The 23,581-nt window shown below is 38.4% G+C and carries 19 protein-coding genes; 11 read left to right on the top strand and 8 right to left on the bottom strand.

Annotated features, from left to right (window positions below):
- The first annotated feature begins 115 nt into the window (after positions 1 to 115).
- The 3 genes from C9J40_RS13435 (at position 116) to C9J40_RS13425 (ending at position 2,506) form a co-directional block, all read left to right on the top strand.
- Complete coding sequence (locus C9J40_RS13435) at positions 116 to 1,036, top strand: DUF368 domain-containing protein (RefSeq protein WP_107207208.1); 921 nt, start codon at positions 116 to 118, stop codon at positions 1,034 to 1,036.
- 173 nt (positions 1,037 to 1,209) lie between these two features.
- Entirely contained in the window at positions 1,210 to 1,809 is a 600-nt protein-coding gene (locus C9J40_RS13430) for an SCO family protein (RefSeq protein WP_107247189.1), read from the top strand.
- Between the two features lie 436 nt (positions 1,810 to 2,245).
- Positions 2,246 to 2,506 (top strand): Lpp/OprI family alanine-zipper lipoprotein, encoded by a 261-nt coding sequence (locus C9J40_RS13425; RefSeq protein WP_107207210.1) that lies wholly within the window; start codon positions 2,246 to 2,248, stop codon positions 2,504 to 2,506.
- Between the two features lie 438 nt (positions 2,507 to 2,944).
- Here the strand turns inward: C9J40_RS13425 and C9J40_RS13420 are convergent, their stop codons facing one another.
- From C9J40_RS13420 to C9J40_RS13410, 3 genes are all read right to left on the bottom strand, one after another.
- Positions 2,945 to 3,847, bottom strand: a complete 903-nt coding sequence (locus tag C9J40_RS13420) for a L,D-transpeptidase family protein (RefSeq protein ID WP_107247188.1) — start codon at positions 3,845 to 3,847, stop codon at positions 2,945 to 2,947.
- A gap of 326 nt (positions 3,848 to 4,173) precedes the next feature.
- On the bottom strand, positions 4,174 to 5,307 hold the full coding sequence (locus C9J40_RS13415) for a fatty acid desaturase (protein WP_107247187.1): 1,134 nt from the start codon (positions 5,305 to 5,307) through the stop codon (positions 4,174 to 4,176).
- Between the two features lie 93 nt (positions 5,308 to 5,400).
- Positions 5,401 to 5,886 (bottom strand): hypothetical protein, encoded by a 486-nt coding sequence (locus C9J40_RS13410; protein WP_107247186.1) that lies wholly within the window; start codon positions 5,884 to 5,886, stop codon positions 5,401 to 5,403.
- Between the two features lie 147 nt (positions 5,887 to 6,033).
- Here C9J40_RS13410 and msrP point away from each other — a divergent pair, with 147 nt between their 5' ends.
- The 4 genes from msrP (at position 6,034) to C9J40_RS13390 (ending at position 9,987) form a co-directional block, all read left to right on the top strand.
- A complete protein-coding gene (gene msrP, locus C9J40_RS13405; protein WP_107247185.1) occupies positions 6,034 to 7,047 on the top strand; it encodes a protein-methionine-sulfoxide reductase catalytic subunit MsrP in 1,014 nt (337 codons plus the stop codon).
- Positions 7,048 to 7,049: 2 nt separating this feature from the next.
- Positions 7,050 to 7,715 carry a protein-methionine-sulfoxide reductase heme-binding subunit MsrQ gene (gene msrQ, locus C9J40_RS13400; protein ID WP_107247184.1) on the top strand — a complete coding sequence of 222 codons (666 nt, stop codon included), beginning with the start codon at positions 7,050 to 7,052 and terminating at the stop codon, positions 7,713 to 7,715.
- Between the two features lie 206 nt (positions 7,716 to 7,921).
- Entirely contained in the window at positions 7,922 to 8,548 is a 627-nt protein-coding gene (locus C9J40_RS13395) for a hypothetical protein (protein ID WP_233220322.1), read from the top strand.
- A 110-nt stretch (positions 8,549 to 8,658) separates the two neighbouring features.
- Entirely contained in the window at positions 8,659 to 9,987 is a 1,329-nt protein-coding gene (locus tag C9J40_RS13390) for an MATE family efflux transporter (protein ID WP_107247183.1), read from the top strand.
- Positions 9,988 to 10,694: 707 nt separating this feature from the next.
- On the opposite strand, the gene C9J40_RS13385 is transcribed toward C9J40_RS13390, so the two are convergent.
- From C9J40_RS13385 to C9J40_RS13375, 3 genes are all read right to left on the bottom strand, one after another.
- Entirely contained in the window at positions 10,695 to 12,089 is a 1,395-nt protein-coding gene (locus C9J40_RS13385; RefSeq protein WP_107207217.1) for a peptide MFS transporter, read from the bottom strand.
- Between the two features lie 407 nt (positions 12,090 to 12,496).
- Positions 12,497 to 13,453, bottom strand: a complete 957-nt coding sequence (locus tag C9J40_RS13380) for an electron transfer flavoprotein subunit alpha/FixB family protein (RefSeq protein WP_107247182.1) — start codon at positions 13,451 to 13,453, stop codon at positions 12,497 to 12,499.
- Complete coding sequence (locus C9J40_RS13375; RefSeq protein ID WP_107247181.1) at positions 13,453 to 14,286, bottom strand: electron transfer flavoprotein subunit beta/FixA family protein; 834 nt, start codon at positions 14,284 to 14,286, stop codon at positions 13,453 to 13,455. The genes C9J40_RS13380 and C9J40_RS13375 overlap by 1 nt, the downstream gene beginning before the upstream one ends.
- A 131-nt stretch (positions 14,287 to 14,417) precedes the next feature.
- On the opposite strand from C9J40_RS13375, the gene C9J40_RS13370 reads away from it, so the two are divergent.
- From C9J40_RS13370 to C9J40_RS13360, 3 genes are all read left to right on the top strand, one after another.
- Positions 14,418 to 16,127 (top strand): electron transfer flavoprotein-ubiquinone oxidoreductase, encoded by a 1,710-nt coding sequence (locus tag C9J40_RS13370; protein ID WP_107247180.1) that lies wholly within the window; start codon positions 14,418 to 14,420, stop codon positions 16,125 to 16,127.
- A gap of 382 nt (positions 16,128 to 16,509) precedes the next feature.
- Positions 16,510 to 18,807, top strand: a complete 2,298-nt coding sequence (pflB, locus tag C9J40_RS13365; protein WP_107207221.1) for a formate C-acetyltransferase — start codon at positions 16,510 to 16,512, stop codon at positions 18,805 to 18,807.
- A gap of 292 nt (positions 18,808 to 19,099) precedes the next feature.
- Positions 19,100 to 19,933 carry a C13 family peptidase gene (locus tag C9J40_RS13360; RefSeq protein WP_107247179.1) on the top strand — a complete coding sequence of 278 codons (834 nt, stop codon included), beginning with the start codon at positions 19,100 to 19,102 and terminating at the stop codon, positions 19,931 to 19,933.
- A 135-nt stretch (positions 19,934 to 20,068) separates the two neighbouring features.
- On the opposite strand, the gene murP is transcribed toward C9J40_RS13360, so the two are convergent.
- Positions 20,069 to 21,523 (bottom strand): PTS N-acetylmuramic acid transporter subunit IIBC, encoded by a 1,455-nt coding sequence (gene murP / locus C9J40_RS13355; protein WP_107207224.1) that lies wholly within the window; start codon positions 21,521 to 21,523, stop codon positions 20,069 to 20,071.
- 31 nt (positions 21,524 to 21,554) lie between these two features.
- Positions 21,555 to 22,460: an N-acetylmuramic acid 6-phosphate etherase gene (gene murQ, locus C9J40_RS13350; protein ID WP_107207225.1), complete on the bottom strand. Its 906-nt coding sequence runs from the start codon at positions 22,458 to 22,460 to the stop codon at positions 21,555 to 21,557.
- A 252-nt stretch (positions 22,461 to 22,712) separates the two neighbouring features.
- Between murQ and C9J40_RS13345 the strand changes: the two genes are divergently transcribed.
- A complete protein-coding gene (locus C9J40_RS13345; RefSeq protein WP_107207226.1) occupies positions 22,713 to 23,564 on the top strand; it encodes an SIS domain-containing protein in 852 nt (283 codons plus the stop codon).
- The last annotated feature ends 17 nt before the right edge of the window (positions 23,565 to 23,581 follow it).

Genomic DNA, 23,581 nt, shown 5'->3' with positions numbered 1-23,581 from the left:
CATGCTTTTGTTACAAATAACCCAAGATATTAAAAGTAAGATTTATGGTAGTATCTTTCTCATTACTTATATAATGCACCAAATGTTTTTGGCTATCATAGAGATACATAATCTAATGACTAAACTTTTCACCTTTCTAAAAGGCATGGCTATGGGGGCTGCAGATGTTGTCCCTGGGGTTTCTGGTGGTACTATCGCCTTTATCACTGGTATTTACGACACCTTACTTGAGAGCATCCGTCGTATTAACCCATCGCTTATTGGCATCATTCGAAAAGAAGGGCTTAAAGGCGCATTTGAACATATCAACGGTACATTTTTGATCTGTTTATTCGCCGGTATTCTAACCAGTATTTTTACCTTCGCTAAACTCATTACTTGGATGCTAGAAACACATCCAATTCCATTATGGTCATTTTTCTTTGGTTTGATCATTATCTCTGTTATTCATATGTTCAAACAAGTGGAAAAATGGTCGATTAATCGATTCATTGCCATTGTTATCGGTGCAGTATTTGCTTATGGAATTACCGTCCTTCACCCTGTCGCAATGGAGCCAACACCTATCAATGTACTTATTGCAGGTGCTATTGCAATTTGTGCCATGATTTTACCTGGAATATCTGGAAGCTTTATATTACTCCTGCTAGGTATGTATGCACCGATCCTTGCGGCAGCTAAATCTATTGATGTTGTTACGCTTGGTCTTTTCGCAATAGGTTGTGCTGCAGGGCTATTAACGTTTTCTCACTTCTTATCATGGATTCTTCGTAGCTACCGTGATATTGCACTAACGTTCTTAACTGGTTTAATGATCGGTACATTAAGTAAGATCTGGCCTTGGAAAGAAGTGGTGAGTTGGCGTGTAAATTCACATGGTGAACAAGTACCATTACTTGAACATAACTTATCACCGTTTAACTTCGAGCAAGTCACTGGACAACCCGCACTGATCGGATACGCTATTTGTGCAATGGTTTTAGGTATTCTGGTTGTTTGGGGATTAGAAAAATTTGCAGCAACTGAGCAAAAATAATTTACCTATAACGCTCATTGAAGAAGGCAGCCATCTGGCTGCTTTTTTTATCCTTTCTATATTTTAGAGCAAGGATAAATATACCTCACAAAAGTATTAAACATACCTACACTTATAAGATAGCTAAAAGCATAATCACAGTTGTACGATTAAACTTGTTTAAGGATAAACAAATGAAATACCAATGGGTTATTCTAGCCATCGCATTAATCGCAGGACTAACAACAAGCTATATACTTGATAGCCGCGACCCATCACTCGCTATAGAGCCTCATTACCCTCTAAATTTTCTAGAATCAGGCAACGAGGCCGTTGACCTCTATAATCCCGAAGATCAAAGAATACGTTTAGTTTATTTTGGCTACACACAATGTCCAGATGTATGTCCAACATCATTAGCAGTTATGTCTGCAGCCTTAAAACAAATTCCTGAAGAGCAACGCCAAAACATCTGGCCAATATTTATAACATTAGATCCAGAGCGAGATACTGCAGTAAAAACGGCTAACTATGCAAAACATTTCCATTCATCTATTTCAGGTATGGCAGGAACGCAAGAACAAACGAAGGAACTCGCTGAGAAATACGGTGTACTTTACATACGGACAGATTTAAAAGATTCAGCGCTTGAATATACGATTGATCACAATTCCTATTTTTACTTCTTATTACCTAACGGTGAACTTATTGATAAAGTGCCACACCTTCTTAGCCCTGCACCACTTATTTCCGTAATTCCTAACATCATTAAAAGTGTACCCAATGCATCATAATCATGAACGACACAACAATATATACAACTAAGTTAACATTGAGCGATATTTAGATACGAAATTGATAGTCAAAATCATGTGAACTTACTCTCATTTTCTATTTGCATTTTCGTTCATTAATTCGCCTGTTATATTTCTTTTTTTGTTAATATATTTTTTTTACATAAACCTGACGTTTTAATTTATTTGAAGTCATAAATATAGCGCCAGCCCTTATTACAAGCGGCATTACGCATAGTTAGTCACTAAAACGGTATGAAAATTTAATGTCATAATTGTTTATTTTTTAACCAAAAATTCAGTGTTTACGTGAATTTTTTGATCTAACCGAAAAAAATTAATGAGCAATTTTAAGAAGTTATGCCATAATGAATTTGCCAACTCAATCTTTCACACTCAGTTGTAGTGGCACAATCAATATGGAGATTTATAAAAAATGAAACGTACTGTAACTATCTTAGCTGGTCTTCTACTATCTGCATCTTTAGTAGGTTGTTCAAGCACTGAAGCAGACAAAATGCAAACTCTTACTAACAAAGTAGACACTTTAGCTGAGCAAGTAAGTGCACTACAAGGTCAACAAGACCAAATCGTTAGCGCTGTAAACGACTCTCGTGCAGCATCAGACGCGGCTTACCAAGAAGCAATGCGTGCTAACAAGCGTATCGACAACATTGCTGGTTCTTACACTAAGTAATTTGTCTTAGCTTAAGTACTTTAAGGAGATGGCTTTTTATAAGCCATCTCTTTTTTTGTCATAAGAAAGACCAATAAATACATTCATGGTATCAATCATTCCTCTGTTTAATACTTACCGTTAATTGCCTCTATCAAGTATTCAGCTCCCTATTCTAAGCAGCAAAACTTCCCTTTAACCCGTTTTAATTTGTAACTTAACCTAAGTAGAAGAAACGATCTTACGGTTGATAAGTTAAATTTAAACTCTCTTAATTCGTATACTTATATGCTCTCACCTAATAACAATGAGGGTTCAAAGCTTCTGTCACATATTACATCATCTATTAATACAATTATTCATATGCTTCACCAAATCCACCACCATCGTTATTACACACAATATTTAGATAAAAAAAACGAGAGCATAGGCTCTCGTTTGATATCATTTCAAATATAATTAATTTAAAACAACAGGAATACCACTTTGGTTATCTAATGCCTTGGTGAGTACCTGATAAGCATCATTATCGTAATTCAAGTCATCAATCAATTTCGCAGGTGCCGTTACAACTTTCTTTTCACCCATTTGTGATTCATCTTTCGATAATGGCGCATGTACTTCAACAACGATCTGTCCGTTAGGTTCAACTGAATACTTTACAGGTTGATTAATAATGCGCACTTGTGTGCCTAACGCAACGTGTGGAAATAACCACTCAACATCCCATGGGTTCATACGAATACAGCCACCACTAACACGCATACCAATACCAAAATCTTTATTAGTGCCGTGAATTAGATATTCTCCATGACCATAAGCTAAACGCATTTTATAGTCGCCTAACGGATTATCAGGCCCTGCTGGTACAACTGCGGGAAGAATATCACCTCTTGCGGCATGTTCTTTACGAATAGAAGCAGGCGGTGTCCATGTTGGATTCTTCACTTTTTCATTGATACTTGTTGTCATACTTGGGGTTTCACGTCCAACTCGACCGATACCAATAGGGAAGATATAAACTTTTGATGCATCGTCTTTTGGAAAGTAATACAAACGAAGTTCCGCAAGATTGACTACAATCCCCTTGTGAGCAACATCTGGTAATACAACCTTGGTTGGTACCTCAAGTAAACGTCCAGGAGCAGGAAGAAAAGGATCAATACCTTTATTCGCAGCCATCATACCTAAAAAACCAACATTATACTTATTGGCGATATCAGCAAGACTATCCCCTTTTTGTACTTCGTAATAGTTAGGTGTACCAACGATATTACTACCATCGGTTGGTAATTGATATTCAATTGCATTTACAGCAGAAGATACCAAACAAGTAAGTGAAAGAAGCAATGCGCGGTACAAAACGATGTCTCCGTTAAAAAATTCCTGAGTCTATTTGCAACAAACCCAAACATTTTGTTGCATAGTCAGTATTACTCTCTAATACAAACTATAAACAAATCTCTACAATCCATAGTACTTTATATAAGCAATTTCTACTAGCGAGGGTTATGTTTTAGATTAAGCAGATCATTTTAATCAATCAGTTACATAACTTAACTATGCGAATAATAGTAAAATTAATTATATCTATACTACTATACCGTTTATACAAAAAAAGAGCTGTTAAGTTACGGTAAACTTAACAACTCTTTAATTACTGTTTCAATACTATGGGGTTTAGCAAGCTACGTCGTATATTGTTGCATCAAACCTTTCCATGCACGCCGTTGTTGTTCTAGTCGGGCTTGCATAGATTTATACTGCTGCATAAACTCAAAATCATCATAGCTATTGGCAATTTTTTGCTTCTCAAGATCCAGTAAACGCTTTTTTGCTTGATAATAATCTGAAATTTTAGCAATCAAAGCTTCATACTCTTGCTGAAGCTGCGTTAGCCTTGCGACATTGTTCGGCATCTTACTCAATTGTTGTTGGATTCGTTTAAATTGCATTTTTGCTTTGGTTTTTTCAATTCGGTCAGCAGGCGTAACTTTTAAATTTCTTGTCCAACCTATCCATGAACAGGCCTTAATCAACCATTTAGTTGGGTCAAACTGCCACCAGCAAATACCATTTCGATAGTCATTTTCAAAAATATGGTGATAGTTATGATAACCTTCACCAAAAGTTAAAAAAGCCAATAATCCGTTATCACGTGCGGTATTTCTATCAGTATAAGGCTGAGACCCCCAAATATGCGCCAATGAATTGATGAAAAAAGTCGTATGATGGCTGAGTACTAATCGGAGAAAGCCAACAAGCAATAGTGCCCCCCAAATATCACCATGAATAAACCCGAAAGCTAATGGAATACCAAAATTGGTACCCATCGCCAGCCATAAATAATATTTATGCTGCCACATTACTATTTTATCTTTTTGTAAATCACGGCAATTGTCGTAGTCATGGTATCGGCTCCCTTGGTAATCACGTAACATCCAGCCAATATGGCTATAAAAGAAACCTTTTTTCGCTGAATAAGGATCTTTATCATTGTTATCAACATGGCGGTGATGAATACGATGATCTGAAGACCAATGCAAGATACTATTTTGCAAAGCAAATGCACCGCCAATTGCAAAAATGAAACGGAGCATTGCATTAGCTTGATAAGTTTTATGTGACCATAAACGGTGATATCCCGCCGTAATAGACATACCACAAAAGCTAAATGCTACAACTAACATTAATATTTGTGTCCAATCGAAACCATATTGGTACGCATAAAGCGGAACACCAATTATCGCAACAAGTAACGTCACACTAAACACGGCGACATTTAACCAAAGTACAGGGGGTTTTTGCTGTTGAGTTGTCATCCTATAATCACTCTACATTCAGCGTACACATGTAAGCCAAGAATATATGCGCTATTTACGACTATCAATAGATACGCAGTATTTTCATACGACCTACTTGACTAATGTGATACCTGCCACATCATAACGTGCTGAAATCTGCTTATAGTGTTTATGCTCACGTAGGTAAAAGCTTATTGGCATTGCATCGCGTAGCCCTTGCTTGGATAAATAAGCATATTCTTCACGAGTCATTACTACATACTTCAATTGCTCATTTAATAGATTGCGCAAAGCTTCAATCGTCAAAATATCATCTCTTACCATGGCTTTCATATAACCAATTAATACAGATAACGGCACTAACATATCTCTTATAAGCAATTTACGATCCATGATCTTCGCAGCATTTGTTGTTCGAATACCTACATCAAAAATTGCTTGCCAATCAGGCTTATCTTGTTTGGTGACGGCACCATGGGTAAAACAGTAATACGCTTCTATAAATGCTTTAAGGTGATGATACCGCTCCGCATGCACTTCAATATAGATATGCTGTAGTTCAAGATCAGCGTCATATGAATGTCTTGCCACCTTCATTCCTCCAAAATAAAAATTCATTATATAGCATCTACTACTCAGACTTCTTACGTACTGTTTATTGAAATTTCAAATAATTTGTATCGTATGAAATTTTTACAGCTTTTATCAGGTCTACTAATTTAAGCCATTTTTGTAGGGAACGTTATGCTAATTAAGAGAACAAACAAATGGGATTTAAGTGAAAATGATGTCACGCCAGAGTCCATTTATCATCAACGCCGCGATATTTTAAAAAAGTTAGGTATTGCAGCAGCAAGTCTTCCGTTAGCTTCTAATGCAACGGCGGGTATTTTTGATGTGTTTTCAAATGACGATCAGAAAACGATCGATAACCGACGTCCACTTTCTACAATAAAATCACCGTTATCTGATCCAAAGCTTTCACTCACACCGGAAAATAAGATCACTCAATATAATAACTTTTATGAGTTTGGTACGGATAAATCATCACCTGCTATTCGGGCTGAAAATTTTGTTACTGATCCATGGCAAGTAAAGATTGACGGCCTTGTTAATAAACCCTTAACGCTTAACTATGATGACTTATTTTCTTTGTTTCCATTAGAAGAGCGCATTTACAGGCTACGTTGTGTTGAAGCATGGTCTATGAATGTTCCGTGGATTGGTTTTAGCTTAAGCGATATTATTAAACGTGCCGATCCGACTAGTCGCGCGAAATATGTCGCGTTTCAGACCCTCTATGATCCAAAGCAAATGCCAGGACAAGCATCTCGCTCATTAGGTGGCGGCATTGATTATCCGTATGTGGAAGGATTACGCCTTGATGAAGCGCTACACCCTCTTACACTCTTGTCTGTTGGGTTATATGGTAAAACTCTCCCGCCACAGAATGGCGCTCCACTTCGTTTAGTCGTACCTTGGAAATATGGCTTCAAAAGCATTAAATCGATTGTACGTATTACGTTAACGGACAAACAGCCACCAACAACATGGAACATCTTAGCATCTGATGAATATGGCTTTTATGCCAATGTAAACCCAACAGTCGATCATCCTCGTTGGAGTCAAGCAAGTGAACGTTTTATAGGAGAAGGGAATATATTCAGTAGTCGACGTCAGCCTACCACCATGTTTAACGGTTATGCGGATGCTGTTGCGAGCTTGTATAAAGGCATGGATCTAAAAAGGAACTACTAATAATGAAATCTCAAAGAAAGAAGCGTTTTTTAAAGCTAACCCCTCAACATATTACTTGGCTGAAAGTAATAATTCATGCCGTTAGCTTATTCTTTCTTACTGTATTAGTTCTCCAAACATTCAATGGTGGTTTTGGTGCTGATCCAGTTAAGGACATTGAGCACTTCACAGGAAAAGCGGCATTGAATACATTATTTATTACAATGCTTATTAGTCCAATTGCCATGTATTTAAAACAAGGGGCTTTGGTAAAAACACGGAGAGTATTGGGCTTATATAGCTTTTTTTGGGCATTGCTACACTTGAGTGTTTATGTCTCGCTTGACTTAGGATTTGACTGGTCTTTAGTCGGTGAGGAAATCACTCAACGTCCGTATTTAGCTATTGGTGCAATTAGCTGGCTAATTTTATTATTATTGACTTTGACTTCTACTCAGAAGTTACAACGTATATTAGGAACAAGCTGGCAAAAACTTCATAACTGGGTATACCTTGCTTTATTATTGAGCCCAATTCATTATTTATGGTCTGTCAAATCTGGTATTACTGAACCAGTCATCTATATCGTTATTGCAAGCTTGCTTTTATTAAGTCGCAGAGACAAATTTAAACGTGGATTAACTAACCTTGGTATCAACAGAGATCAGAAAACGACGACATCAAATTAATCCACACAACACCTATTAATTTTAGTGAATGCTTTTCACTGTCTAGTAACCTGTACCTAAATCCCAATTGGTACAGGTCTTTTTTTATCTACTTGTCATTTATTATTAAAACCTCATGAATTACATGACATTGCAAAATTTTATGCTACGATAAACTCCTTGCATCTTTAGTTGTTGTGTATGTTATTTCATGAAGGTCATTCATTTTGTTCAGTGATATTTTAGCAACGAGCCTTGAGGAATTTGCTCACGATTGCATGTTGCTATGTGAGCAACACTACCCAACGATTCATAGCCGAGGCATGCAAGAAGATCATTTAGCGAAAACACTTTGCCGCCGTATTGCAGCTAATTGTGCCCAACAAAACACACCTGTCAAAATTACCCGCACAGATCAAAGCCAACATGCATCGCAAGCTATCTATTGCTTACAGCACGAACATTCATATATCTGGGTGATTGCCCATCACTTCATTAGTGCCAATAAAGCCCGTAGAGATGCATTACTTAATACTATTGAGCAAGTGAAAAACAAGTTTTCTACTCATGGTGAACATTACCTTATGGTGATTGCTGATCATTGGTTCGATCGCAGTAAAGCGAGTAAGGAAATTCCCGCTTGGTGGCTTGGTGAATTACCTGATAATCATCTTGAATATGCTGCAACAGGAATCAAGCTTCAACCCAGTGAGAGCAGTTTTGCTGAGTCGGTAAAACAACGCTTTCATTTAACAAATGGCAGCATGTCTCTTAAACATCCTTTTGTACGTCATGATAATCAATCCCCTGTTTTACGTTATCTATTCTTAACTGCAATTTATAAGATTGACTAACTCCCCATTCCGATTAAAATGCGCCAAATTTTTAGTCTAACCGAATAAGTGTAATTTAACTTAAACGGTTTTAGTGTGATATCTCCTATCACCATACACGGAATGTTCTTATGTCTGTCTCATCGTCTCAACCTTTATCATTACGTGACGATTCTATTTTTCGTTTATTTTGGCGTTATACGCTCCCCACTATCGCTTCCATGTTGATCACCGGCATTTATGTTGCTGTCGATGGCATGTTTGTTGGCCACTTTATTGGTGAAGACGGACTTGCAGCAATCATACTTGGCTATCCGATTGGCTCCATTCTTTACGCCATAGGTGCTCTTATTGGTATGGGTGCATCGGCATTAGTTTCGATAAAGCTGGGGGAAGATAAAACAGAGGAAGCGAGAAATATTGTTGGTAACGCATTCAGCTTATGCCTAATAGCAGCAATGATTATTTGTGGATTAGGGATCACATTTGGCACAGACATACTGCAATGGGTTGGCGCAAAGGGAGAGATCCTATCAATGGCAGAAGATTACCTCTTCTGGTACTTCAGTATGGGTTTCTTTGCCATCATCTCAATGGCATTTTCATCACTATTACGTAATGATGGACAACCCAAACGCGTGACTTACATCATGATTTTCGGTGGTCTGCTGAATATCTTCTTAGACTGGCTATTTATTGTGGTGATCCCTTGGGGATTAACAGGCGCAGCTATTGCCACAATGCTATCTCAAGCCGCCACCAGCATCTTGTGTTTACAGCATTTCTTTAGCAACAAATCAGCACTACGAATTCATTGGGACAGCCTAAAACTTAAACTTGATACCTGCTTACAAATTTTACAACTCGGAACATCAAGTTTACTCATGTACATGTACCTATCTGTCGTACTAATTTTACACAACAAAGCTTTCTTGATGGTCGGTAAACCGATTCATGTTGCTGCCTACAGCATCGTGAGTTATACAGAGGCTTTCTTCTATTTAATTTTCGAAGGCATTGCATTAGGCACACAACCGATCACCAGTTTTAATACAGGTGCAGGTTTAAAAGATCGTGTGATCAAAGCACGAAACCTTGCTTTTGCCGTTACCCTTGTTGTCGCGCTTATTGGCGTCACAATACTTTATAGTTTACCCGATTATGTCGTGTATTTATTCGCGGGTGATAATCAACTGCTTCAACCTGTTGCGATAAACGGTATGCACCTTTATTTTTGGGGATTACCTTTTGAAGGGTTATTACTCATTGGTGCAACCTATTTCCAGTCAATTAACATGGCAAAAGAAGCGTCGATACTAACTGGTGGCAAGTTAATCCTGATCTCTATCTTTATCTTTACGTTCGCGCATATTTTTGGCGTTGACGGTGTATGGGTCGCATTACCTTTTTGTAGCTTACTTCTGACATCATGGATGATATATAAACTCAAAAGCCTTTAATGTCGACAAAGATCGGTAGTGATTGTTAAACATTGCTACCGGTCTATTTAAAACACTATCCAATTAACATAAGAACAATGAATTATTAGTGTATTCCTTGAGGGATAATTATAAAGACTTCCAAGAAAACAGTTAACCAACTGTTTTAATAGGATTTATATTTATCTACAATAGAATAAAACATGAAAAAATTATTACTCCATTAGCACTTATTTTTCAGCATTCGCAGTTACTTCAGCGCATGCAGTTAAACAAGATTACCTTATCGGCGCTGATCTTGGTTTACGACTTTCAAGCACAATGGAAGCAAAGTCAGCAAGTACAAAGATGAGTTAGATTTAGACAATAGCGCGATTTAAGGTATTCATGGTGGTGTAACACTTAATGATCATCATCGCTTAACCTTAGGTTACACTCATGAAGAACTGTCTTTTAAAGACGATAGTGGTTCAGCAGGCTTAGATAAAGTAAAGTTCAGCTCTTGTTGTTTTCCCCATTACTTAAAACGGCACGGTTAGAGTAAAAAGTTACATTTTTACTTCTATAATTATTTAGCATCTAAAAGATTAAAGCCTTTGTCGATATCATTTATCTAATACCTGCCATATTAATTTTCGAATATCTAACAGTTACTTTTCAAATTATAACAAAAAAGCCCATAGCTATTCCTAACTATGGGCTAAACGAAGAGATGAATCGTTTAAATTTTAATTTGCTTCTGCAAGTTTAGCTTCCGCTTCTTTCATTGCCGTTGTTGGTTGGCCTTCTGCACCGTGCATCCAGTCAACTAACTTACCAGAGAACATGATAAGAATAAGACCTGATAGTGTTGCAGCAATTGCGATACCGCCAAAGATAGATAGTGCACCGGCATCGCCAATATGTGAGCCAATAATACCCGCCGCATAGTTTGCTAATGCGTTAAACGAGAACCACACCCCCATTAGCAGTGAACATAAGCGTAATGGTGCAAGTTTCGTTACCATCGATAAACCGATTGGTGATAGGCATAGCTCACCCAGTGTATGGAAGAAATACGCACCTACAAGCCATAGCATTGATGTTTTAACCGTTAAATCGCCACCTTGTTCTAACGCTGCTCCCACCATGAATAAAAAGCCAATTGCAAGGAAGAACAATGCTGCCGCAAATTTAATTGGTGAGCTTGGCTCCTTCGAGCCCATTTTTACCCATAATGAAGCAATAACAGGCGCTAAAGTAATAATGAAGAACGGGTTAAGTGATTGGAACCACTCTGTTGGTACAGTAAAGCTGCCAATAATACGATCTGTATACTGTTGGGTGTAAATGTTCATCAATCCACCGGCTTGTTCAAAGCCAGCCCAAAAGACAATAACGAACAGACCCATGACCATAATAACTTTTAAGCGATCACGTTCAACTTTTGTTAATGGCTCTTTTTTACCTGATTTGTTTTTAGCTGCATCACGTTTAGCGGCAGCCTCAATACCAATATCACCCAAATAACGACGTGCAAATAACATTTGAAGCGTTAAACCAATACAGATACCGATACCAGCAGTTGCAAAGCCTGCTTTATAACCCCAGATTGTTACAGCTGTACCTGCAATAATACCAGCAAGTAGCGAACCTAAATTGATACCCATATAGAAAATGGTAAATGCACCATCACGACGGTTATCACCTTCATCATAAAGATCACCAACCATAGTTGAGATATTGGCTTTAAATAAACCATTACCGATGATCATCAACGTTAGGCCAGCATAAAAAACATGCAATGCAGAATCCCCAACAACCGAGTTAGGTAATGCAAGAACAAATTGTGCAGCAGCCATTGCCACACCACCTATCATGACGCAACGGCGTTGTCCTAAAAAGTTATCGGCAATCCAGCCACCGATGAGAGGAGTAAGATAGACAAGTCCGGTATAAGTCGCGTAAAGACTTAGCGCATCTTTTGCTGTCCAGCCAAAACCACCGTCCATTGTTTTTGAAGTTAAATAAAGGACAAGAATGGCGCGCATGCCATAAAAGCAAAATCGCTCCCATAGTTCAGTACCAAACAATAAGAACAGCCCCTTAGGGTGTCCTAGTAATGTGCTAGAGTCTCTTCTCATAATTATTCCTTTTAATTCGTTTTTCATTCAGTAAATGAATACTGGCATTACTTATAAGGAATAACTATTCACATATCAAATTAGCACTAAATTGCTATAAGATTTGTTTTTTAATAAGCCTATGATTTTAAAATAGAATAAAAATACAACAACGATAATGAAAAATAATATTTAACTTTAACAGTAGATTAATGAACCACTTAACCATAAATTACTAGTCTTTTAAACTAAAAAGGAAGTAATAATTAGTGAATACCTATAAATATTTCATTTAAGTTACAAATATAACAAAAATGCCATCATTTAGAGTGCTTTTTAAACAAGGAACAGTTTCTATAACTTGTATTGGTTAAGAAACATACTCATCCCTTTTAAGATAAAATGTGAAAAATTATTCTCAACGCACCCTATTTACATTTGGATGAAAGCTCAGGGACTAAATCGAATAAATCTCCCACTAAACCGTAATCGGCATAAGAAAATATACTTGCATCAGGATCATTATTAATAGCCACAATCACTTTTGCATCTTTTATCCCAGCAATATGTTGAACTGCACCCGAGATCCCAACGGCAATATAAAGTTCTGGAGCAATAATTTTCCCGGTTTGCCCTACTTGGTAATCGTTAGGTACGAATCCAGCATCCACGGCTGCGCGAGAAGCACCAACCGCACCGTCTAAGGTATCTGCTAATTGCTCAATCAATAAAAATCCATCTTTACTTGCAACACCTCGCCCACCTGCGACCACAACACGTGCTGTAGTAAGATCTGGTCGCTCATGGTTACTCGTTTGCATGTCAACAAAACGTGTTCGAGTTAATGAATGACTTATCTTTAGCAATTCTTGCTCGGCGGGTTGCTCCGATAACCCACAAGGCTCGAAACTAGCACTGCGAATTGTTGCCACCATAACAGCCTCACAAGACTTAACCTCAACCGTTACGTTACCGGCATAAATAGGACGAACGACTGCATCTAAACCAGTAAATGCCATCACATCGGATAATTGCTCTATACACAACATCGCAGATACTCGCGGCAATAGATCTTTACCTGATGTGCTACTGCTCATAAAAATATGACTATAGTTTGATGCAATATCCTTAATGACCTTAGAGACGTTTTCTGCCAAACCATGCTGATAACAAACATCATCCACCAATAACACTTTATCAATATCGGCTAACTCTGCTGCCTGCTGTGCAACACATTCACATTGAAAACCAACCACGACAATATGGATACTTAACCCCTTGCTAAAACACTGTAATGAAGCTGCCGCAGTAACAACTTTACGTGTAGCTAACGAAATATTCTGATGATCATGCTCTGCGATAATCAAAATGTTTGCTGTCTTCATTAGATCACCTTTACTTCATGACTTAACTTATCAATAAGTGCATCAACATTGTCGACCATAACCCCAGCTGTCCGTGGTTTTGGCGCGTTATAGTGAAGTATTGTTTGAGACGTTGTCTTTATCAGATTTTCCAGCGATGGGTACTGCACGCTATTTTTTTCAATAAAGTCTTGCAACGAAATAGTCGTTAATGGTTTAGCTTTCGCTTTCATAATATTTGGAAGTGATGCAAATCTGGGTGTATTAAGTCGTAAATCGCAGCTAATCACACAAGGAACTTTAACCGCCAAAGTTTCAAGACCACCATCGACTTCACGAGTCACAATAAGCTCATCTAATATCGAAGGGTTGTCATAGTTAATCTCTGAAGCATAAGTCGCTTGTGGGCAGTCTAATATTCCTGCCAGCATTTGAGGTGTTTGATTGTTATCGCCATCAATAGACTGCTTCCCCATTAACACCACATCACTCTTGTTCTCTATCGCTAATACAGATAACAGCATAGCTATTTTAAGCGGGGTTATATTTGTTACATTGTCACTTTCAGTTTGCTTTGTATTAATATGAATAGCACTATCAGCCCCTAGTGCTAATGCCGTCCTTAATGATTCATTGCAACTATCATCCCCAATACAAATAACAACGACCTCTGACGCTATTCCTTGTTCTTTAAACTGTACGGCTTGTTCAAGTGCTATTGCACAAAAAGGATTAATGGTTTTCTTCACATTATGATCGTCAATACCACTATTATCATCCTTTACACGGATCGCTACATAAGGATCAACCACACGCTTAATCGCCACTAATATACGGATTGTAGATTCTGCCATATCGCATACCTCTAATAAGAAGTCGTTGATTTAACGGCTAATACTGGAATGTATTTGTTTCTTTGAGCCTAGTTGAATTTACGTTTACGTCAACTGGACTATAGTTAAATAAAGCAATAAAGGAGTCATCTATGGCAGAGGAAGAAAGTGCTCAAGACAGTATCTCTTTTGATGTTTTAATAGTCGGCGCAGGACCTGCCGGGCTTGCTAGTGCTATCCAGCTTGCTCAATTAGCCAAAGAGCATCAACGCCCATTCTCTATTGCTGTAATAGAAAAAAGTGCCGAAATCGGCGGACATATTTTATCTGGCGCCTTGTTTGATACCCACGCACTCAACGAATTATTACCAAACTGGCAAGATACTGATTGCCCAGTCCGCACCAAAGTAAAATATGATGATTTTTATTGGTTAACAAACTCACAATCAGTATTTTCAATCCCACCTTTATTACGTCCAAAAGTGTTTGAAAATCACGACCATTATATTGTTAGCTTAAGTGAGTTATGCCGTTGGCTAGCAAAACAAGCCGAGCTATTGGGTGTCGAAATCTACCCTGGCTTTTGCGCTGACAAAATACAGTTTGAACACCAAAGGAGTGACAGCGTAACAAGCGATAATGCCGATTTACCCATTTACATGAGCACCGTAAAGGGGATTACAACCAAAGCAATGGGGTTAGACAAACAAGGTAACAAAAAAGAAAACTATCAACCCAGTATGCTGATTAACGCGCGTTACACTATTTTTGCCGAAGGTAGTCGAGGGCATTTAGGAAAAGCGCTAATAAAACAACTTAAGCTCGATAAGCACAAACAACCGCAGCATTACGCATTAGGGATAAAAGAAATTTGGCAGGTTCCCAAGCAACAGCATCAACAAGGAAGAGTTATGCATAGTTTGGGGTGGCCACTAAGTGAATCAAGTTCAACGGGTGGCGCTTTTATGTACCATCTTGATGATAGCCATATCGCAGTGGGGCTTATTACCGACTTAAACTACCGTAACCCCTACCTTAGCCCGTTTGATGAATTTCAACGGCTAAAGCATCACCCTCTATTTGCGCAAGTTCTTCAAAACGGAAAACGAATTGAATACGGTGCAAGAGCTATTACCAAAGGTGGTTTAGCCTCCCTACCCAAACAGTCATTCCAAGGCGGTGTATTAATAGGCTGTGATGCTGGTACCCTGAATATGAACAAATTAAAAGGCTGCCACACCGCGATGAAATCCGGCATGTTAGCGGCAAGCGCGGTATACAGTGAGTTAATTCGTGATCATTCCCATACCGAGCCTTGCTATAACGCTCTTTTTGAAAGTAGCTGGCTGTATGATGAACTTCATCAAGCGAGAAATACCACTGCAAATATCCATAAATTCGGTCAACTGAGTGGCGCTATTGCAACCTATTTAGAGCAAAGTCTATTTAGTGGTCGTGCAAAATGGCAGCTTAATAACAATGTGCCAGATCATACTTGCCTACTGCCTATATCAAAAACAAACAAGATAAGTTACCCCAAACCTGATAACCAATTAAGCTTTGATAAAACCTCTTCACTCTATCTTGCTTCTATTAGCCATCCTGACGATCAACCTTGTCACCTTCAATTACAAGATGCTCAAATACCAATAAGCCAACATCTAAAAGCGTTTGATGAACCTAGCCAACGTTACTGCCCTGCAGGTGTTTATGAAGTTATTGAAGAAAATAACCAAGTGAAATTTCAAATCAATGCAAGTAACTGTTTGCAATGCAAAGCCTGCGATATAAAAGATCCTTCTCAGAACATTTCTTGGACGCCACCAGAAAGCGGATCAGGGCCTAATTATAGAAAAATGTAATAAGTCTAAACTTTTTTTGAATTAAAGTTCGTAAACACAACAAAACGCTTCTAACATCATATTGATACAAAAAACGTATAACACATTGTTTATTAATACATATATCTATTTATACATCATTTATTATTCATATGTATGCATTAGATGCATTTGAAAAATGAAAACCATTCATTTTACTCATACCCTTATAAATCATAGTATTTATCTCAAGCCAAGAAGCAGTTAAGACAGCGAAATGACGACTGTTGAATAATAAAAAATAGGCTTCCAAAGCAGTGAATTAAATCAGCCGATCGTGCTCAACACACATCAGATTTTAAGTTTATGGTGAGTCAGTTTCATCATAACGCATTCGCATATATCACCTATTGAGGTAAACATTATGACAATCCCTACTACAGAAATGTTAGAAGCGTGGAAAGGTTTTAGCGCAGGTAACTGGCAGCAAGAAGTTAACACTCGTGACTTCATCCAGACTAACTACACGCCTTATGAAGGGGATGAGTCTTTCCTAGCCGATGTTACAGAAACAACAACATCACTATGGAATACCGTTCTAGAAGGTATTAAAGAAGAAAGCCGCACTCACGCGCCGGTTGATTTCGATACTGATTTACCATCAACAATTACTTCTCACGATGCAGGCTACATCAACAAAGATCTAGAAAAAATCGTAGGTCTACAAACTGATAAACCACTTAAGCGTTCAATCATCGCTAACGGTGGTATTCGCATGGTGAAAAACTCATGTGAAGTATACGGTCGCAAACTGGATGAAAGTGTAGAGAAGATCTTCACTGACTACCGTAAAACACACAACAAAGCATGTTTCGATCTATACACTAAAGAAATCCTAGCATGTCGTAAATCTGGCATCATCACAGGCCTTCCAGATGCTTACGGTCGTGGTCGTATCATTGGTGACTACCGTCGCCTAGCGCTATACGGTATTGATTTTCTAAAAGCTGACAAACAAGAACAATACAAGTCCACTCAAGCATTCCTAGAGCAAGGCCATGATCTAGAAAAAACACTTCGCCTACGTGAAGAGTTAGCAGATCAAGTTCAAGCACTAGAAGACATCCGTCAAATGGGCTTGAAATACGGCATCGATATGTCTGCTCCTGCTCGCACAGCACAAGAAGCGATTCAGTTCACTTACTTTGGCTACCTAGCAGCGGTTAAATCTCAAAACGGCGCAGCAATGTCACTAGGTCGTACATCAACATTCCTTGATGTATTTATCGAGCGTGATATTCAAAACGGCTTGATCAACGAGCAAGAAGCGCAAGAGATGATCGACCACTTCATCATGAAGCTACGTATGGTTCGTTTCTTACGTACACCTGAGTACGATTCACTGTTCTCTGGCGACCCAATCTGGGCAACAGAAGCAATGGCTGGTATGGGTGTTGACGGTCGTACTTTAGTAACAAAGAGCACATTCCGTTACTTACACACACTACACACAATGGGTCCTGCACCAGAGCCAAACATGACTATTCTTTGGTCTGAGCAACTCCCTATTGCCTTTAAAAAGTACGCAGCGAAAGTATCAATTGAAACATCATCTGTTCAATACGAAAACGATGATCTAATGCGTCCTGATTTCAACAACGATGACTACGCAATCGCATGTTGTGTAAGCCCACAAGTCGTTGGTAAACACATGCAGTTCTTTGGTGCACGCGCTAACCTTGCAAAAGGTCTGCTATACACTATTAACGGCGGTATTGATGAAAAATCTAAAGCCCAAGTTGGCCCACAAGTAGCAAAAATTGAAGATGAAGTATTAGACTTTGATTCACTAATGCCACGCTTTGATTCAATGTTAGATTGGTTAGCAACACAATACGTGACAGCACTGAACATCATCCACTACTCTCACGACCGTTACAGCTACGAAGCATCACTAATGGCATTAATGGATCGCGATGTACGCCGTACTATGGCATGTGGTATTGCAGGTCTTTCTGTTGTTGCTGATTCATTATCAGCAATTAAATTTGCGAAAGTAACACCAGTACGTGACGAAGATGGCGTAGCAATCGATTTTAACATCGAAGGTGACTACCCTAAATTCGGTAACAACGATCCACGTGTTGATGATATCGCTTGCGACCTTGTTGAGCGCTTCATGAAGAAAATTCAGAAGATGCACATGTACCGTGAAGCAATTCCAACACAATCAATCTTAACCATCACATCAAACGTTGTGTACGGTAAGAAAACAGGTAATACACCTTGTGGTCGTCGTGCTGGTATGCCATTTGGCCCAGGTGCAAACCCAATGCACGGTCGTGATGAAAACGGTGCGGTTGCATCACTAACATCTGTATCTAAACTCCCATTTGCTTACGCGAAAGACGGTATCTCATACACCTTCTCTATCGTGCCAAATGCATTAGGTAAAGATGAAGAAACACAGAAACAAAACCTTGCAGCACTAATGGATGGTTACTTCCACCACGAAGCAGCAGGCACAACAGATGGCATTGAAGGTGGTCAACACCTAAACGTGAACGTATTAAACCGTGACATGTTACTTGATGCTGTTGAGCACCCAGAGAAATACCCACAGCTAACAATTCGTGTTTCTGGTTACGCAGTGCGTTTCAACTCACTGACTCGTGAACAACAACAAGATGTAATTAGCCGTACCTTTACTAATAAGATTTAATAAATAGCTACTACATTGGTAATATCCGACTAACTACCTAGGTATTACCATTTTGTCGCCATAGTTCCCTACCTAACTATGGCGGCTTTTTTTATTCATTATTTACAGAAAATATAATCGTGAAACCTACTCTTTCAGCTCCTTAATTAACAAAGTTTTTATACTTACAATGTAAATAAATAAATTACAAATGAGGTTGTGAAGCCACTCGATAAACTGTATTTATTGCTCTAATTTAAGTCTTCAGTTTTGTATAAAGAACTATCAATGACTAAAAAGATCAATAAAGAACATGTTAAATGCAACCATTCAGCCCATTACTTCTGTTCCTAAATTAATACTTATCGCACTTTCTTTCGCAATTCTTTCAGGCTGTGCGTCGAAGGAACTTCTGCTAGCTCAACCATCTTTAGTTGAACAGCAAACTTCAAAATTGTTACCACAACGCCCAAATAAAACAGACTTATATTTTGTAGGTTTTGCGGCAGACTCTAGTCAGAACGTATTTAGTAAAGAAGTTAAATATGCACAACAGTTATTTGATAACAAATTTGATACCAAAGGACGCTCAGTCACATTGATTAATCACTCATCAACTATCAATGAAGCTCCGATGGCTACACTATCGAATCTTGATAATGTATTAAAAAATATTGGTAACACTATCGACAAAAATGAAGATATTGTTTTTCTTTTTCTGACAGGACATGGTTCTTTTGAAAAAGGCTTACACTCTAAATTTTGGCCGCATCACAAAGAGTTAATAACACCTAAAGATCTTAAAAAGTCCCTCGTTGAGTCAAAAATAAAGTGGAAAGTTGTCGTGGTTTCATCGTGTTTCTCAGGACAATTCGCTAATGAAATTGCAGATTTACATACTTTAGTTATTACCGCGAGCAATCCAAGCCAACCATCATTTGGTTGTACCAACACCTCTGAATTTACCTATTTTGGTGAAGCTTTCTTTAAAGAACAGCTTGCACAAAATGCTTCATTTATAATGGCCTTCATCGCAGCAAAAGCCAGAATCACAGTTAAAGAAAATAAAATGGGATTCGAGAATTCACAGCCAATGATGATTACGTCAAAACCCATTATCGATAAGTTAAAAGAAATATCTCAATAATATTATTATTTCAAACTATATCGTTCTCTGGAGTAACAAACGACAAAGCGGAGCCTTTTGCTCCGCTTTTTATTAATACATCCGTTATGAATTAAATTTTCATTTTCTCAACAACGGCTCAATAACGATTTAGTATTAACTTAAATCGACATTTTTCGTACCAAAGAACCATGTTGCGACAAAACCTACGATATAAGCGATCAGCAAACCAATGGTAAAAATAGCCATACCTGCAAAGATACCAGAACTTGAGGTCATTAACGGTAAAGCAACAATACCAGATGGACCGAATACTGTATTTAAACCAATCGGTAATCCCAGATACGATACTAACCCAATAAAGAAACCACCCGCAGAGCCCCCCACACACGCAGTAACAAAAGGTTTAACCCGCGGTAATGTCACACCATAGATAAGCGGCTCACCGATACCTAATAATCCCGGAATGATCGCCCCTTTGACCTGCAGACGTAACAAAGATTCTTTTTTCGCTTTTGCATATAAAGCCAGTGCTGCACCTACTTGCCCTGCTCCCGCCATGGCTAAAATCGGGAAAAGTGAGTTAAATCCTTGTGCGTCCATAAGAGCAAAGTAAACCGGAACAAAACCTTGGTGGATACCAAACATCACTGATATTAAGAATAAACCGGCTAAGATCGCACTACCGAATGGATTACCATTTAAGTTGATAAATAACCATGACATACCCTTAAATAGCTCACCACCAATTGGCATGATAATCACAAAGGTAACAGCGCCCATAATCAACAAGGTGATCATAGAAGTTAAGATCATATCTAAATTATCTGGAATATATTGGCGGACTTTTTTCTCAACGCCTGCACCAATAATGGCAGCAATCAGAACCCCAATAATATTGCCTCGTGGATCGATACCATTGCCGAAAAAATCGTTCATTCCAGAGAAAATGCCAGACGTTGCATCTGGGTTATAACCAAGTACAAACAGTGACGCTAAAATCGCACCGTTTACCCCTGAACCACCAAACGCTTGCTGCGCATTGTAGCCAATAAGGATACTTAAGAAGCTAAATAAACCTTTACTGAAAACTTTCATATACGCAATTAAATCAAGTAAATGCGCATTAGGCGAGGCCTGCCCTATAACAAAAAGTTGTTCCAGCAAGGTCGCGATACCGAGTAATAAACCTGCAGCAATGAAACCGGGGATTAAAGGCGTAAATATAGTTGCAAACTTGCTTAGAAAGCGTTGTGCTGCACTGGTTTGTTTTTTCTTTAATTGCTGTTTATGTGCAGAAGCCACATCTTTTAGGTCGGAATGTGTTTTTGGAGAAGTTTTCTCCTCACCTTGCTCGTTCTCAAGCATACTATTCATCATTTCAGCTGCAGTTTGTGCTTTGCCCGGTCCTAACACAATCTGAAATTGATCGTCACTTTCAACTAACCCCATCACGCCTGCAATACGTTTGATTGAGTCACGATCAGCTAAGCTGTCATCTCGTAGTGTAAGACGTAATCGCGTCATGCAATTACCGCATTTAATAACGTTTTCGTTACCGCCTATTGCAGTGAGTATCTCTTGCATCATTGAAGCAGTTACTTTGGCCATCTTATGATCCTCGATATAACCGATTGTTTTATTATTTTTGGTCTAAAAGTGCATGACGAATAAAGCCATGATGCTTACCGAGTTTTGCAGTCGCCAACTCAGCATCAATATCAAGTAAAATCATAAGGATTGCGGTTTTACAATGGTTATTACACTGCGCAAGTGCCTCCGCTGCTTGTAATTCACTGCACCCTGTCGCTTCAACTACAATATTTTTTTGACGTTGGATAAGTTTGGCGTTGGTTGCTTCAACATCAACCATTAAGTTTCCAAAGACTTTCCCAGTTCGGATCATTGCCCCTGTGGTTAACATATTTAGTACTAATTTCTGTGCAGTACCGGCCTTCATTCTTGAAGAGCCCGTTACCACTTCAGGCCCAACAATGGGTGTTAATGAAATATCTGCGATCTGCGTCATTGGACTATTCGCATTGCAACTTAAGGTAGCAACGGTTGCACCGATACTTTTTGCGTAATTCATTGCACCTAAGACATACGGCGTACGTCCGCTTGCAGCAATGCCAACAAGCACATCTTTTTCATTAAAACCAATCTGTTGTAAGTCACTTGCACCTAATTCAACATTATCTTCTGCATTTTCAACCGCCTTTAAAATCGCTGTATGACCACCAGCAATTAAGCCAACCACCAAATCGGGATTAGAACCGTATGTAGGAGGACATTCACTGGCATCCAAAATACCTAATCGACCTGATGTACCCGCACCGGTATAAATCAAACGTCCACCAGATTGGAAAGCATTAGCGATAAGATCAACAACCTTGGCAATTTCAGGAATAATGGCTTCTACTGCAAGTGCCACTTTCTTGTCTTCTTGATTGATAACTTTCAACATCTCAACCGTTGATAGCATATCGATGTTTTCACTATCTTTATTTCGGCTTTCTGTCACTAAGGTTGTTAGATCAATTTTCATTATCTGCTCTCTTCACTTGGAGGTTTTGTTGAGAGGCATCATATAGAATAAAAAATTCATTTAAGTGATAGTTATCACAACTAAAATTATTCATTTTGTGCCAAAATTAGAGAATAAATACGAGTCACAACTCTTTTAAATATTCTAAAAAGTATAAAAATAACTTATTTATTCAGATAGTTAATTCCACTCAGGTTAAATGAATAATGTTTAGGTCTCGTTGAATAATTAATTCAATAAAATTAGGAAAATATGAGTATTTTAGAGCGAATGCAAAACCAAAGAAGTAGCTTATCGAGTAATGGAGTAAAGATATTAGACTTTATTCTTGAAGACCCAGCTTCGTTAAGTGCCTATGTCAGCCAAGATATAGCGAAAAAGGTAGGTGTTTCACAATCTGGTGTGATCAAATTTGCTCAACGGCTTGGTTTTAAGGGGTTTACAGCACTAAAACTTGCCATAATTGAAGATCTTGCTCAACAAAATGCCATTCTAGAACCCAAAAGACCTATTCATAACAAGATCCATAGCGATGATTCTTCAATAACGATTGCACAAAAGTTAATACAAGAGAAAACACACGCTATGATTGCGACAACCAACGCTATCAACTTTTCAGAATTTGAAGCTATCGTAAAACGGCTAAATCAAGCGCATCGCATACAAATTGTAGGCATTGGGGGTTCAGCATTAACCGCCAAAGATCTTACTTTTAAGCTGTTAAAATTAGGTATTACTGCACTCACTGAACAAGATACACATGTGCAAATCGCAACAGCGAATACATTAACGAAAAACGACATACTCATCGCTATTTCATTTTCAGGAAAACGGCGTGAGATAATAATGGCAGCACAATCAGCTTACGACAAAGGCGCGACAGTCATTGCGTTAACAAATATAAAAAAGAGCCCCTTACGGCAATTAGCCCACTATACGATTGACACTATTGCCGATGAAAAACAATTTCGAAGCTCTTCAATTTCTTCGCGAACCGCACAGAATGTTATCACTGATCTCCTTTTTATGGCCTTATTACAGCTGAAAAGCGATGATGCAAAACTACTTTTAAGTGATATATCATCAGTCATTGATAGAATTTAGCTTAATAATTACCAATA

It is taken from the genome of Photobacterium sp. GB-72 (assembly GCF_003026095.1).
In the GTDB taxonomy this organism is placed as follows: domain Bacteria; phylum Pseudomonadota; class Gammaproteobacteria; order Enterobacterales; family Vibrionaceae; genus Photobacterium.
The sequence above is the reverse complement of the archived record's forward strand: the minus strand, read 5'-3'. Positions and strand labels throughout refer to the sequence as shown.

Coding starts and splice junctions, on each gene's coding strand:
- C9J40_RS13380 (WP_107247182.1), bottom strand. CDS start 13,453: ATGAAGACAGCAAACATTTTGATTATCGCAGAGCATGATCATCAGAAT.
- pflB (WP_107207221.1), top strand. CDS start 16,510: ATGACAATCCCTACTACAGAAATGTTAGAAGCGTGGAAAGGTTTTAGC.
- C9J40_RS13370 (WP_107247180.1), top strand. CDS start 14,418: ATGGCAGAGGAAGAAAGTGCTCAAGACAGTATCTCTTTTGATGTTTTA.
- C9J40_RS13425 (WP_107207210.1), top strand. CDS start 2,246: ATGAAACGTACTGTAACTATCTTAGCTGGTCTTCTACTATCTGCATCT.
- murP (WP_107207224.1), bottom strand. CDS start 21,523: ATGGCCAAAGTAACTGCTTCAATGATGCAAGAGATACTCACTGCAATA.
- msrQ (WP_107247184.1), top strand. CDS start 7,050: ATGAAATCTCAAAGAAAGAAGCGTTTTTTAAAGCTAACCCCTCAACAT.
- C9J40_RS13360 (WP_107247179.1), top strand. CDS start 19,100: ATGTTAAATGCAACCATTCAGCCCATTACTTCTGTTCCTAAATTAATA.
- C9J40_RS13415 (WP_107247187.1), bottom strand. CDS start 5,307: ATGACAACTCAACAGCAAAAACCCCCTGTACTTTGGTTAAATGTCGCC.
- C9J40_RS13375 (WP_107247181.1), bottom strand. CDS start 14,286: ATGGCAGAATCTACAATCCGTATATTAGTGGCGATTAAGCGTGTGGTT.
- C9J40_RS13385 (WP_107207217.1), bottom strand. CDS start 12,089: ATGAGAAGAGACTCTAGCACATTACTAGGACACCCTAAGGGGCTGTTC.
- C9J40_RS13435 (WP_107207208.1), top strand. CDS start 116: ATGACTAAACTTTTCACCTTTCTAAAAGGCATGGCTATGGGGGCTGCA.
- C9J40_RS13410 (WP_107247186.1), bottom strand. CDS start 5,886: ATGAAGGTGGCAAGACATTCATATGACGCTGATCTTGAACTACAGCAT.
- murQ (WP_107207225.1), bottom strand. CDS start 22,460: ATGAAAATTGATCTAACAACCTTAGTGACAGAAAGCCGAAATAAAGAT.
- msrP (WP_107247185.1), top strand. CDS start 6,034: ATGCTAATTAAGAGAACAAACAAATGGGATTTAAGTGAAAATGATGTC.
- C9J40_RS13345 (WP_107207226.1), top strand. CDS start 22,713: ATGAGTATTTTAGAGCGAATGCAAAACCAAAGAAGTAGCTTATCGAGT.
- C9J40_RS13390 (WP_107247183.1), top strand. CDS start 8,659: ATGTCTGTCTCATCGTCTCAACCTTTATCATTACGTGACGATTCTATT.
- C9J40_RS13430 (WP_107247189.1), top strand. CDS start 1,210: ATGAAATACCAATGGGTTATTCTAGCCATCGCATTAATCGCAGGACTA.